Source organism: Sporolactobacillus mangiferae (genome assembly GCF_023336505.1).
Taxonomy (GTDB): domain Bacteria; phylum Bacillota; class Bacilli; order Bacillales; family Sporolactobacillaceae; genus Sporolactobacillus; species Sporolactobacillus mangiferae.
The window spans coordinates 1-14,144 of the sequence record NZ_JAMAST010000020.1 but is presented as its reverse complement, the minus strand read 5'-3'; the positions used below and the strand labels follow the sequence as shown (position 1 = coordinate 14,144).

The 14,144-nt window shown below is 46.9% G+C and carries 12 protein-coding genes; all 12 read left to right on the top strand.

Translation table 11 applies throughout. The features are described 5' to 3' along the window. Window positions 1-54 precede the first annotated feature (54 nt). Complete coding sequence (ligA, locus tag M3N64_RS12300; RefSeq protein ID WP_249102722.1) at window positions 55-2,058, top strand: NAD-dependent DNA ligase LigA; 2,004 nt, start codon at window positions 55-57, stop codon at window positions 2,056-2,058. Window positions 2,059-2,070: 12 nt separating this feature from the next. Continuing rightward, the gene (locus M3N64_RS12295) at window positions 2,071-3,282 is read left to right on the top strand and encodes a CamS family sex pheromone protein (protein WP_249102719.1); all 1,212 of its coding nucleotides are present in this window, start codon (window positions 2,071-2,073) and stop codon (window positions 3,280-3,282) included. A gap of 543 nt (window positions 3,283-3,825) precedes the next feature. Next, window positions 3,826-4,287: an Lrp/AsnC family transcriptional regulator gene (locus tag M3N64_RS12290; protein ID WP_249102717.1), complete on the top strand. Its 462-nt coding sequence runs from the start codon at window positions 3,826-3,828 to the stop codon at window positions 4,285-4,287. Continuing rightward, the gene (locus M3N64_RS12285; RefSeq protein ID WP_249102715.1) at window positions 4,268-4,918 is read left to right on the top strand and encodes a LysE/ArgO family amino acid transporter; all 651 of its coding nucleotides are present in this window, start codon (window positions 4,268-4,270) and stop codon (window positions 4,916-4,918) included. Before M3N64_RS12290 ends, M3N64_RS12285 begins: the two co-directional genes overlap by 20 nt. Before the next feature lie 135 nt (window positions 4,919-5,053). Then, a complete protein-coding gene (gene gatC, locus M3N64_RS12280) occupies window positions 5,054-5,350 on the top strand; it encodes an Asp-tRNA(Asn)/Glu-tRNA(Gln) amidotransferase subunit GatC (protein ID WP_249102713.1) in 297 nt (98 codons plus the stop codon). A 24-nt stretch (window positions 5,351-5,374) separates the two neighbouring features. Further along, window positions 5,375-6,835, top strand: coding sequence for an Asp-tRNA(Asn)/Glu-tRNA(Gln) amidotransferase subunit GatA (gene gatA, locus M3N64_RS12275; RefSeq protein WP_249102708.1), 1,461 nt, complete (start codon window positions 5,375-5,377; stop codon window positions 6,833-6,835). Beyond that, a complete protein-coding gene (gene gatB, locus M3N64_RS12270; protein WP_249102703.1) occupies window positions 6,832-8,268 on the top strand; it encodes an Asp-tRNA(Asn)/Glu-tRNA(Gln) amidotransferase subunit GatB in 1,437 nt (478 codons plus the stop codon). Before gatA ends, gatB begins: the two co-directional genes overlap by 4 nt. A 350-nt stretch (window positions 8,269-8,618) precedes the next feature. Then, window positions 8,619-9,434 (top strand): MetQ/NlpA family ABC transporter substrate-binding protein, encoded by an 816-nt coding sequence (locus M3N64_RS12265; RefSeq protein ID WP_249102701.1) that lies wholly within the window; start codon window positions 8,619-8,621, stop codon window positions 9,432-9,434. A gap of 317 nt (window positions 9,435-9,751) precedes the next feature. Further along, on the top strand, window positions 9,752-10,690 hold the full coding sequence (locus tag M3N64_RS12260; RefSeq protein ID WP_249102792.1) for a diacylglycerol kinase: 939 nt from the start codon (window positions 9,752-9,754) through the stop codon (window positions 10,688-10,690). Window positions 10,691-10,882: 192 nt separating this feature from the next. Beyond that, a complete protein-coding gene (rlmD, locus tag M3N64_RS12255) occupies window positions 10,883-12,262 on the top strand; it encodes a 23S rRNA (uracil(1939)-C(5))-methyltransferase RlmD (RefSeq protein WP_249102699.1) in 1,380 nt (459 codons plus the stop codon). 580 nt (window positions 12,263-12,842) lie between these two features. After that, entirely contained in the window at window positions 12,843-13,013 is a 171-nt protein-coding gene (locus M3N64_RS12250) for a helix-turn-helix domain-containing protein (protein ID WP_249102693.1), read from the top strand. A gap of 28 nt (window positions 13,014-13,041) precedes the next feature. After that, window positions 13,042-14,144 (top strand): DNA methyltransferase (locus M3N64_RS12245; RefSeq protein WP_249102692.1); only part of this gene is annotated, 1,103 nt, incomplete at its 3' end.

Below are 14,144 nucleotides of genomic sequence, written 5' to 3'. Positions count from 1 at the left end.
GCAGATCAGATTCGGGTTGCCAGAAAAGAGCATAAGTTAAAGGAGCAATCGATCATGGAAGAACGGCTGCCGCAGCGGGTCATCGACCTGCATCGGCAATTGAATCAGTACAGTTATGAATATTATGTCGAGGACAATCCGAGCGTTCCGGACAGCGAATACGACAGGCTGCTGAATGAGCTGATTGCGCTTGAGCAGGCACATCCCGAATGGATCACGCCTGATTCACCAACGCAGCGCGTGGGCGGCGAACCGCTCAAAGCATTCAGCAAAGTGATGCATGAGATTCCGATGCTCAGTCTCGGTGATGTGTTCAGCGAGGACGAGCTGCTGGATTTTGATCGCCGCGTGCGACAGGCAGTTGGCGATGAGGTGGTTTACGTCTGTGAATTGAAAATTGACGGGCTGGCGATTTCTCTGACCTATGAAAAAGGAAGATTTGTGCTTGGTGCAACGCGAGGCAACGGAGTGATCGGCGAAGATATTACCAACAACCTCAGGACTGTGCGCTCACTTCCGCTCGTACTTCCTGAACCTGTCGACATTGAAGTTCGCGGCGAAGCGTATATGCCGAAAAAATCATTTAACCATTTGAATGAGGAACGCAGGCTGGCCGGTGAGCCGTTGTTTGCCAATCCGCGAAATGCTGCTGCCGGTTCACTCCGCCAGCTTGATCCGAAAATTACTGCAAAACGGCGCCTGTCCGTCTTTTTGTACAGTGCTGGCCGGTTTGATCGTGAGAAAATTAAAACACATCACGGGCTGCTTGAGGAAATCCGGCGCCTTGGTCTTCCGGTTAACCCAGAATCGAGACGTTGCAAGACGATCAGGGAAGTCTTCGACTATATAAAAGAATACACAGAAAAGCGAGATGCGTTGCCGTACGGTATTGACGGCATTGTGGTTAAGGTCGATTCGATGGCGCAGCAGCAGCAACTCGGTGCCACAGTGAAATCGCCGCGCTGGATGATTGCTTATAAATTTCCGGCCGAAGAGGTTGTCTCGACGCTGGAGGCGATCGAGGTGAGCATCGGCCGCACTGGTGCGGCCACGCCGACCGCGGTACTGACACCGGTTTCGGTTGCCGGTACAACGGTCAAAAGAGCGTCACTGCATAACGAAGACTTAATTCGAGAGAAAGATTTGCGAATCGGTGACCGCGTCGTGATCCGGAAGGCCGGAGATATCATTCCGGAAGTGGTTAATGTCCTTACGGAACAGCGGACGGGTAAGGAAACTCCGTACGTGATGCCGACGCATTGCCCGGAATGCGGCAGCGCGCTTGTGCGGCTTGACGAAGAAGTTGCTCTGCGCTGTATCAACCCAAAATGCCCGGCGCTGATCAGAGAGGGATTGATCCATTTTGTGTCACGCGCTGCCATGAACATTGACGGGCTGGGTGAGAAAGTGATTACTCAGCTTTTCGAAAAAAGTCTGATTGTCGATGTTGCCGATCTCTATAAACTAGATCGCCATGATCTGATTTCGATGGAACGCATGGGTGAAAAGTCAACCGACAACTTGCTCCGCGCTATCGAACGCTCGAAGGAAAACTCGCTTGAGCATTTACTGTTTGGCCTTGGCATTCGCTATATCGGTTCGAAGGCAGCCAGGCTGCTCGCGCAGGCCTTTAAAACGATGGATGAACTGATGTCTGCGGATAAAGAAGCACTGCTTTCAGTTGATGAGATCGGTGAGAAGATGGCTGATTCGCTGATCACTTATTTTTCGAAGCCTGAGGTCCGCGGGCTCATCGGTGAACTGAAAAGTGCCGGTGTCAACATGACGTATCTGGGACCGGATCCGGAATTGGCAGTACAATCCGATTCTCCATTTAATGGGAAAACGATTGTCCTGACTGGAAAACTGACACTGATGACGCGCAACGAAGCAAAGGAAGCGATTGAAAAGCGAGGCGGCAAGGTCACTGGCAGCGTCAGTGCAAGCACTGACCTCGTGATTGCCGGTGAGGCGGCCGGATCGAAACTCAGAAAAGCGCAAACGTTGCAGATCGAGATCTGGGATGAAGCACGGTTTGCGGAAATGCTCAAGGAATAAGAGGTGCTTCAAGTGAAGTGGAAAAAAACAGTGACAGCAGGCTCCGTTTTACTTGCCTTGCAGCTGATGCTCTCCGGGTGCTGGTTTAACAGTGCCTCTGAAGACAGTGCCGTCAAGAGCGGCAGCGGAAAAACAGAAAGTGCCAATCTGATTCCCGGAAATAAAGCTTCGGATTATCAAATGCTGCGTCCGAAATCCAGCAATACGACGCGCGGTTACATTCAGTACGGTCCGAAAAATCTGGTGGATATGGATCAATTGGAGACCGGATTGATGGATCTCTCCAAAGACGTGTTCAGCCCGAACGATTATGTTTTCCAAATGGGACAGTACCTGACGGATAAGGATCTTAACGGCATTCTTTATCGAAAAGGCCAGGAACCGAAAGGAAGTAAAGTCTCCGGGCTGAATCCGGCACTCGGTAAAGGGAAAACCATTGTCGATCAGTCGAAAGACAGTCCTAAGTATATTAATTATGTTCTCGAGCAGGACTACATGAAGAAAGAGAAAGGCAAATACAAACTGGCAGGGCTTTCGATCGCGGTTTCGCTTAATTCAGTCTACGCAGACAATATCAACTATAATAATAAGATCTATCCAATTTCAGTGAAACTTTCACGGGCAAAAGTAGAGGCATGGGGCAAAGCACATGCCCAGCAAATCGTGCAGCGTATCCGCAGCCTGGGCAGGGATAATCAGGATCAAAGCGACAAAACTTATGAGGATATACAGAAGGTACCGATTTTCCTGTCTTTATATATCGCGGCAGAACCGCAGTCGTACGTGCCGGGTGATTTTTTCGCCAAGACGGTAGTCAATGCGGGATCAAGCGCAATCGGAAAATGGACCGCAGTCGATCAGCAGCATGTTCTTTTTCCATCGGACGCGGCGACAAAGGGTTATAAAGAGGATCTTGCGAAATTCAATAAGTTTAAGAACGATGTACAAAAGTACTATCCAAACTATGTCGGCGTCATTGGCAAGGCATCTTATCAGAATAAAGATATGAATGATCTGACGATTAATATTAATTTCAATAAATTTGTTGATGAATCAGAAATGATCGGCTTTACAAATTATGTCACATCGCTGGTGAAAAATCGTTTTCCTTTTACCCGGAGCATCCCGGTGCACATTTACATTGCCTCAAACAATACGCAGGAGGCATTGATCGAACGAACAGATTCGATGGATGATCCATATGTTCATCTCTATCAGCATTAGTTGACATGGATCAGGTGAAAAGCGAAACTGTCTTATGGCAGTCTCGCTTTTCTTATACTATAAGAAAGTTTAAAATTCAGCGGATTATCGTATAAGTGCGATGTTGTCTTTGCCTTCACCATCAGCGTGACTCGCGCGCCAGTGACAATGCGGCGAATCGAATAGATCGATAAAATACGCAAACAGGCCGATATATCACGCGAGTACGATTTGACCGGTAAATTACGATGAATCGCCGGTAAAATACGGCGAATCAGGATGGCCTGTAAATCACGCTAAAATGCGATCAAGGAACGAGCTATGCCTTGCCACTAAATAATTTTGCCCATGTCCAACCAATCAAACAATGGCTCAGCTAAGCATCAAAGCAGAGGTGCCCCCATGACAAGCGCGCAGCAGATTTTAACCATAAAAAACGGGCTCCAAATTTCGTTTGTAAAATATGTTTGTTATATAATTAAAATATTATGTTAAATAAACGATATACATAGTATAATTAAAAAATAATCAATAAATAATTAAAAATAATAAGGAAGTGGTGGGTTGGATAAACTTGATTTGAAGATGCTGCAAATTCTGATGAAGTATGGCCGTGCGACCTGGTCCGATCTGGCCTCTGAAGTCGACATGTCGTCCCCGGCTGTTGCGGAACGCGTGCGCCGTCTTGAAGAGAAAGGGGTCATCAAGGCCTATGAGGCACTCATTAATCCGGAACTGGTCGGTAATACGTGCACTGCTTTTGTCGCGGTGACTCTTGAGCAAACCAGACAGCGTGCCCATTTTCTCAACCTCATTCAGTCAATGGGTGAGGTTCAGGAATGTCACCACATTGCCGGGGACTATGATTATCTGTTGAAAGTACGCGCCAGAGATACGAAGGATCTGGATCGCGTGATCAGCAGTGAACTGAAAAAGCTTCCGGGCGTTAAAACGCGAACGACCATTGTGATGAACTCGCTCAAGGAGACGGCGCAGATTCCCATTCATGCGGACCGCTTTTCGTGACCTGCCGATGGATCTGTACATTTATTTAAAGGGCATACTGCTCGGATTCGCGATTGCGGCTCCCGTCGGCCCGATCGGCGTGCTCTGTATACGCCGGACATTGGCAAGCGGCAGGTTGCACGGACTGGTCACCGGGCTTGGCGCGGCGAGTGCGGATGCGGTGTATGGATCAATTGCCGTATTGGGTCTGACCGTAATCTCACATTATCTTCTGGATCGTCAACCCTTGCTTCAGTTGATTGGCGGCGCTTTTCTGTGTTTTTTGGCCTGGCAGACGTGGCATTCCGAAGTGGCGGACAAACCGCTGTTCCGGCCGGTAGCTGCCGGTCAGCTGATCGGGATGTATGCATCGACTTTTGGTCTGACGCTGACAAACCCGATGACGATTTTTTCGTTTCTCGGTATTTTTGCAGGCCTTGGGGCTGTGCCCGGTCGCGCGGGGGCCTTTGTCATTGTACTTGGTGTATTCTGCGGTTCCGCGCTGTGGTGGCTGCTGCTCAGTGTATGTACCGGGTATTTTCGGGAAAAGATGGACACAAAGTCTTTGGTACTGGTCAACCGTTTGTCTGCTATTCTGATTGCTGCGTTTGGTTTGTCCGTTTTTTACCAAATGCTCAGCACATTGTTTTAAGGAAACTTTTTTGCATGAATTGCTGCGTATAAGCCTGTGGTCATTGCACAGTGGAGACAGAATTTGATATGATTAAGGCATTGTTGGAATTTGCCAAGAGGTGGCAAATCAAGCCGTTTGGCGGAGGTGAAAGAGATGAGCAGAATCAACGAGGAACAGGTGCAATATGTGGCGAATCTGGCACGTCTTTCTTTTACAGACGAAGAAATCAAGACCTTCACCACACAGCTCGATGACATCATCGGTTTCGCGGAACAGCTGAACGAGCTGGACACTGAGGGAATCGAGCCGACCACGCATGTGCTGGATATGTACAACGTGATGCGCGAAGATGTTGTCGAACCGTCGCTGCCGCGCGAAGAAGCACTGAAGAATGCACCGGTTCAGGAAGATGGGCAAGTGAAAGTGCCGCTGATTATGGAAGCGGATTGATCGAATAGAAGGAGGAAAACAGTGATGCCACTTTTTGAAGAAGGCCTCGTGTCTTTGGCTCAAAAGTTACATAACAAAGAAATTAAGGCATCCGATCTTGTCGATGAAGCGTTCGCACGCATCGATGAAGTCGACAAAGACGTGAAGGCATTTCTTGCGTTAAACGAAGAGGCGGCCCGCAGTGAGGCACATACGCTGGACGAGAGCGAGGCGGACGGACACACATTGCTTGCTGGTATGCCGATCGGAATCAAGGATAATATGGTGACCAGGGGCCTGAAAACAACATGTGCCAGCCATATTCTTGAAAACTATGATCCGCTCTATGATGCCACCGTTGTGGAAAAGGTCCATGCGCAGAAAGCCATTATGATTGGCAAATTGAACATGGACGAATTCGCCATGGGCTCATCAACTGAAACGTCTTTTTTTGCAAAAACAAGAAATCCATGGGATCTCGAGCGTGTGCCGGGCGGTTCGAGCGGTGGTTCCGCAGCTGCTGTTGCCGCAGGTGAAGTACTGTTTGCGCTTGGCACTGACACTGGCGGTTCCATTCGCCAGCCATCCGCTTTCTGCGGCGTCGTCGGCATGAAGCCGACATACGGACGCGTCTCACGTTATGGCCTGGTTGCTTTTGCGTCCTCACTGGATCAGGCGGGCCCGATTACCCGCACGGTTGAAGACAATGCCTTCCTGCTTGAAGCCATCGCGGGTCTTGACCGCCACGACTCGACGAGCGCGGATGTTCCGGTTCCGCATTATGCAGATGCGCTGACCGGCGATATCAAAGGCCTCCGTGTTGCGGTGCCGAAAGAATATCTGGGTGAAGGTATCGACGAATCAGTGAAAGCATCAGTCCGCGCAGCGATTCAGCAATTGGAATCACTTGGGGCTGTGATTGATGAAGTGTCGCTGCCGCATTCGAAATATGCCGTTCCGGCCTACTACATCATTGCTTCCTCTGAAGCCTCAGCTAACCTCGCCCGTTTTGATGGTGTCCGTTACGGCGTTCGAGCAGAAACAAACGACTTAATTGAAATGTATAAAAAATCAAGAAGCGAAGGATTCGGTGACGAAGTGAAGCGCCGGATCATGCTTGGCACGTTCGCTTTGAGTTCCGGCTATTACGACGCCTACTATAAAAAAGCGCAGCAGGTGCGCACACTGATCAGACAGGATTTCGAAAAAGTATTCCAGAATCACGATATCATTGTCGGGCCGACGACCCCAACGACCGCATTTAAGATCGGTGAGAACATTGATGATCCGCTGACGATGTACGCGAACGACCTGCTGACCATTCCGGTTAACCTTGCCGGTGCTCCGGCGATCAGCCTGCCATGCGGTCTTGCGGACGGTCTTCCGGTCGGTCTTCAGATGATCGGCCGTCCGTTTGGCGAGGAGACGCTGTACCGCGCGGCGCATGCCTATGAACAGACTGCCGGATTTACATTAACGCCTGCCAAAGGGGCGATGAAGAAATGAGTAATTTTGAAACGGTCATCGGACTTGAAGTCCATGTGGAACTGAAGACGAAAACAAAAGCATTCTGCGGCTGTGCCAACCAGTTTGGCGCAGAACCGAATACGAATACCTGTCCGATCTGTCTCGGACATCCGGGCGTACTCCCGATTCTGAATCATGAAGCGGTTGATTACGCAATCAAGGCCGCACTTGCGCTGAATTGCGAGATTTCGCGTGAAACGAAATTCGACCGCAAGAACTATTTTTACCCGGATAATCCGAAGGCTTATCAAATTTCCCAGTTCGACCAGCCAATCGGCCGCAACGGCTACATTGAAATCGAAGTTGACGGCGAAAAGAAGCGTATCGGTGTGCACCGCCTGCATCTTGAAGAAGACGCCGGCAAACTGAATCACCTCGAAGATGGCTCCGGTTCGCTTGTCGATTTCAACCGTGTCGGCACACCGCTGATCGAAATCGTGTCTGAAGCGGATATGCGTAATCCGCATGAAGCGTATCTCTATCTGGAAAAACTGAAGGCGATCATGCAGTACATTGATGTATCCGATGTCAAGATGGAGGAAGGCTCGCTGCGCTGTGATGCCAATATTTCGATCCGCCCGTTCGGTCAGACAACATTCGGAACGAAAACCGAACTAAAGAACCTCAACTCGTTCACCTTCGTTGAAAAAGGACTGGCTTATGAAGAAAAACGTCAGGAACGCGTGCTGCTTTCCGGCGGCGAAGTGGTTCAGGAAACGCGCCGTTACAACGATGCGACCAAGACGACGACCGTGATGCGCGGCAAGGAAGGCTCCGACGACTACCGCTACTTCCCGGAGCCGGACATTATCAAACTGAAAATCGATCAGGAATGGATCGACCGCATCGAGGCGGAAATTCCTGAACTTCCGGACGCGCGGCAGAAGCGCTATGTCGATGAACTTGGCCTTCCCGGGTATGACGCTATGGTGCTTACCCAGACCAAGACGATGTCCGACTTCTTCGAGGCAGCGGTCGCCGAAGGCGCCGATGCAAAACTTGTTTCCAACTGGCTGATGGGCGATGTGTCTGCGTACCTGAACAGCACTTACCAAACGATTGACCAGGTGCCGATGACCGCAACCGGCTTGGCCAAGCTCGTCAAACTGATTGAGAAAGGCACGATTTCCAGCAAGATTGCCAAGAAGGTCTTCAAAGACCTGATCGAAAAAGGCGGCGATCCGGAAGAAATCGTTAAGGCCAAGGGACTCGTTCAGATTTCCGACGAAGGCGCACTGCGTGACTTGATGGCACCGATTCTTGAAGCCAACAAGCAGTCAATGATTGACTATAAGAACGGTAAGGACCGTGCGCTTGGCTTTCTCGTTGGACAAGTCATGAAACAATCCCGAGGCAAAGCCAATCCGAAAATCGTCAACAAAATCATTCTCGAAGAAATTGATAAACTGTAATCAAAGAAATTGAAAAACGGGTCGCCGCAGACGAAGCGGATGACCCGTTTTTTTAGCTTTAAGTATAAGATTTTAGCTAAGCATAAAAGTGTAAACCAGATACGAAAGCCTGCGTCCGAGAAGACTTGCGGTGCGCCCGCGGCAAGCGAGCGGCCGTCAATGATGATGCAATGCAATTTCAGAAAGCCGGAACAATGAATCATAATCAGAGATTGAATCGCTCAATTTTTGTTTGGGTAAAGTATAGTTAACAGCTGTGTTTTGTTTGTTTTACGTTCATATTCTTGTTAATATGGACACATATACACAGGGCACGTATAAAATGAAAATCAACATGAGGAGCGAAACAGATGAAGCAATCCAAATGCTTATTAATCGGAGTTATACTGATCATGACTTTTGCGCTGTCTGCATGCGGAAATAGCACATCCGGCGAACTGAGTACAAAAGGGCTTACAGTTGGCGTAACCGGAGGACCGCACGAACAGATTATGGAACAGGTTGCAAAACTTGCAAAAAAAGATGGACTCACTATTCACATAAAGGTATTTAACGACTATAATCAACCGAACACCGCATTGGACGATGGGGATCTGGATGCAAGCAGTTATGAAACCCTGCCATTTCTGAAAGCGCAAGTGAAAGACAGAGGCTATAAAATAACCGAGGTTTTCAAGACCGTTGCCTTACCGATGGGAATTTATTCAAATAAGATCAAGGATCTGAAAGATCTTAAAAATGGAGATAAGATCGCTATTCCAAATGATCCGTCCAGCCAGCCGCGAAGCCTGACATTGCTTGAGAAGGCGGGGGTTATTAAGATGAAACCCGGAACTCAGCGAACAGGTTCTACAAGGGACATAATCAGCAATCCCAAAAAGATTAAATTTGTGTCCATGGATCCCGCACAAATCACCGCCCATCTGGATGAGGTGACAGCAGCTGCTATCAATTCCAATTTTGCCATGGGCTCCGGACTGACCATTCTGAAGGATTCCATTTATCATGAATCGCTGACCAATAATAGTTACCCGAATTATTTTGTCGTTCGAAATGAAAACAAAAATGACAAAGTGGTCAAGCAGATCGAAAAATACTATCACTCGGAACAAATTGAAAGCTACATCAGAAAAACGTTCTCAGGTTCTGTCGTTCCCGCCTGGTAACCCAATTTCATGAACTGAAAATGGAACCTGTTCCTGTTTGCCCGGTTATCGAAATCCTGTATTCGATGTCCGGGCCTTTTTTCGTTTTGAATATGTTTTACCGATTTTTAACATGGGCCTGTTTAAAAGTTTTTTCCTGCTGCTTGCCAGTCGGGAATTTTCACATGTTCGCTTTTGATTTTAAAAATCGTTTACAATATAATTAAAACAGTATGTGGTGACATAATGATTAAAAATAAATTTACAGCATTAACGAAGCAGCTTCCTTGTCTATAAAAAAGATTGATCGATATACAGAGATTGATTGGGTGATGATTATGCGGAAGGCCAGAATTATTTACAACCCGACTTCCGGGCGCGAACTGGCAAAAAAGAATATTGCTTATATACTTGACCGGCTGGAAGACGCGGGTTATGAAGCGTCAGCCTATGCGACTAAACGTGAAGGCGATGCGACGAAAGCGGCGCGCAGAGCAATCAAAAGAAAATTTGATCTGGTGGTGGCTGCCGGCGGTGACGGAACGATAAATGAGGTTATCAATGGACTGGCGGAAAAGGAGTACCGTCCGAAACTCGGCATTCTGCCACTGGGCACGACAAATGACTTTGCCCGTGCCGTCGGTATCCCTCGTGATATCGTCAAAGCCTGTGATGTCCTTTGCGAAGGGCACGAAATGCCGATTGACATCGGCAAAGTGAACGACAATTACTTTGTCAACATTGCCGGCGGCGGCAAATTAACCGAGCTGACCTACGATGTACCAAGCAAACTGAAAACCATGCTCGGACAGCTGGCTTACTTTATCAAGGGTATCGAAATGCTGCCGTCCATTCGCCCGACCAAGGTGAAAATTGAGTACGATGATCGCGTCTTTGAAGGCGATATTATGCTTTTTCTCGTGTCCAACAGCAATTCAGTCGGTGGCTTTGAGAAACTTGCTCCCGAGGCGAAAATGAACGACGGGCTGTTTGATCTGATCATCCTGAAAGCAGCTAATCTTGCTGAATTTGTCCGGCTCGTGACCATGGCGACCCGCGGCGAGCACATGAAAGATGAAAAAGTGATCTATGCTCAGGCCAGCCGCATTAAAATTGAATCTGAGGAAAAAATGCAACTGAACATTGATGGCGAATACGGCGGTGACCTTCCCGGCGAAATTGTCAATCTTTACCGCCATTTGAATCTGATGGTGCCGAAAGAGACGGAAGACGCTCAGCTGCTGGCCGATGAAGACGAAATCAAGCAGCTTCAATAAATATTGGGCCATGAACAGTTCAAGGTTCATGGCTTTTCTAATGAAAAATGGCACAGCGCTTTCACAACGAAAGCGACCGATTATTTCGCCAAACCGACCGATAAAACTCGAAAACCGGCCGATTCTTTTCTAAAAGAGACCGAAATATATGCAAAACAGACCGATTAATCAAGAGAGCAGGCGTTCCAATCCATGGCAGAATCCACCGCACCCGTAGAAAAAAATCAACAGCTCGAGGTTATGTTCACCGACCTGACTCAGGATGGGTCCGCCGTTGCCAAGGTCAATGGCTATGCCTTGTTCATTCCCGGCGGGCTGCCTGGTGAAAAAGCGATAATCCAGGTCGTCAAAACGAAAAAGGGCTATGGCTACGGCCGCCTGCTCGAAATCACGGAACCGAGCGCGCGGCGCACTGATCCGCCGTGCCCCTATTACCCGCAATGCGGTGGCTGTGCCATCCAGCACATCAGCGCTGAAGGCCAGCTCGCATATAAACGCGAAATCGTGCAAAACGACTTAGAACGAATCGGCGGCTTAAGCGGTATCCGAGTTGAACCGACGCTCGGCATGGACGAACCATGGCGCTATCGCAATAAGATTCAGGTGCCCGTCGCAGTGCAGAACGGTCAGTTTGCCTTTGGTTTTTATAAAAAACGCAGCCACGAGATCATCAACATGGATCATTGTATGATCACTGATCCGCTTATCGATGAAGTTGTCCAAACCGCACGCCGTATCGCCGAAGACAATCAGATCGAGCCTTACAATGAAGCCAAACACCGCGGCGTGCTTCGCCATGTCATGGCCCGCATCGGCAGAAAAACCGGCGAAGTCATGGTTGTCTTTGTTACGCGCGGCGACGAACTGCCGCACCGCAAAACTTTGATCAAGGGACTCACCGAACGCTACCCACAGATCAAATCGATCGCGCAAAATATTAATTCAAAACGCACGAATGCGATTTTCGGCGATGAAACCAAAACGCTCTGGGGTCGCGACGTGATCTATGATCAAATTGGCGACATCACGTTTGCAATCTCCGCACGTTCGTTTTTCCAGGTCAATCCGGTCCAGACTGAAGTGCTCTATGGCAAAGCACTCGAATATGCCGGATTGACCGGCAGCGAAACCGTAATCGACGCCTACTGCGGTATCGGCACAATTTCTCTTTTTCTTGCCAAAAAAGCAAAACATGTCTATGGTGTGGAAATTGTGCCAGAAGCGATCGAGGACGCGCGAAAAAATGCCGAGCGCAACAAAATCACCAACGCTACATTCCAAGTCGGCAAGTCGGAGGATGTGATCCCGGCATGGCGCGATCAAGGCATCGCGCCCGACGTCATCGTCGTCGATCCCCCGCGCAAAGGCTGCGACGCATCGCTCATCAGCACCATGATTGACATGCATCCCAAACGAATTGTCTACGTCTCCTGCAACCCGGCAACGCTCGCACGTGACCTCAAAATGCTTACCGCTGGTGGGTATCAGGTGAAGAAGGTGCAGCCGGTGGACATGTTTCCGCAGACGCTGCACGTTGAGACGGTAGTATTGATGTCAAGGGTTGATAAGTAAGCGTGTAATAAGATAAGTAAATAAAGGCTTTCCGTGATTTGAGGTCTGGTTCTAAGCCGGAAGGATAATCACGGATTTTTGCTTCGAGGGAAGATATCCAAGATTGGTGAGTTGGAGTGTTGAATGAATAATAACGATTTTAGTTGAGTGAGTTGATAGGATTGCTAACAAAATCGAAGTGAGTTGATAGGATTATTATCACTTTGATGCTACTAATTGTATATGTGAAGTTCAAATTAAGTTTATTAGTAGTACACACGTTGAAACCGTCTGTCTGCTGATAAGAAAATAGATGTAGTTTCCCTTGAAAATGTCGTGTTTACAGTTTTCTCAGTTTTTTGTTTTATGAGGATGGATAAAATGATAGATTTTAGGTGTGTTTTAAGGGGTCAAGTAAAAAGAGCGGAATTGAAATCACCTCTATTAGTGTAGTCTTACTTTAAGGGTTTAATTGTTTAGCAAAATAATAATTAGTTTCTTGTTAAGTAAATGCCAACAATTTTAGATTCTTCATTGATATTATTCGTTTCTACGATTATAATTAAATTAGTATTATAATCCAAAGTAAGAAGGTGAGCGTATGAATTACATCACAACTAAAGAAGCAGCTCAAAATTGGGGTATTACTGAAAGAAGGGTTCAGGTTTTGTGCCATCAAGGAAAAATTGAAGGTGTAGTAAGATTAGGTTGGGCTTGGGCGATTCCAAAGGACGCGAAAAAACCCGTGGACAATAGACTAAAAAACAAATAATTGATAATTGAGCTACAAGGAGGATATTATGATAACCGAAAGTCAAAAGGCGTATTTAATTCAACTAATAAACAAAGGCCAATCGTTACCTGAAGAGTTTAAATACGTTTTGTTTCCGACAGAACATATGGAATACGAATTGAATTATGCTGGGAAAATTAGAAAAGAAGATTTGATAGCAAACGAAGATGGTGTTTTCCCCGTACCATTACAAATTGAGAAGTTTTTTAACAAGGATTCTTTATCATCGAGTGATGATTTAGAGTGGATAAACATGATTGTTTTTGGAGATAATCTGCAATTTTTAAAGACTGTGTATGAGAATAAGGATCCACTAATAAAAGATAAAGTAAAGGGAAGAGTAAAACTTATTTACATAGATCCTCCTTTTGCAACTGAAGATGAGTTCATGAATAAAGAAGGGGCAAAAGCATATACAGATAAGAAGAAGGGAGCTGAATTTGTTGAGTTTTTAAGGAGAAGACTCCTTCTGGCAAAAGAGATTTTAGCCGATGATGGTAGTATTTTTATTCACTTAGATCAAAAAATGTCTCATTATGTCAAGGTCTTGATGGATGAGATATTTGAAAAGAATAATTTTAGAAATGAGATTGCTTGGTGTTATACTGGCCCTTCACAGGCAGGAAGTTATTTCCCTCGAAAGCATGATAATATTCTCTTTTATAGTAAAACAAAGAATAACTATTTCGATTCACCGAGGATAGAACATAAAAGTGGTGTACATAACACGGGCAAGCTTTTTGGTAGCACAGAGGGAAATCTAGAACTAAAAAAAGAGTTAGAGAACAAAGGAAAAAAAGTTGAGGATTGGTGGGTAGATATCTGGTCTACAGATAGGTATAGAAGTGAATTAGTGGGATATCCAACACAAAAGCCTGAAGCTTTGGTTAAAAGAATTATTGAGTCTTCCACAAAACCAGGAGACTTAGTATTGGATTTTTTTGGCGGTTCAGGTACTACAGCTACAACTGCAGAGAAACTCGGAAGACGTTGGATAACCTGTGATATCGGGAAGCTATCCTATTTTACAACCCAAAAGAGATTACTAAGAATTGCAGAGTCGAAAGATCTGATTTCAACTAAGAAAAAATATAAAAAAAGTGCCAAACT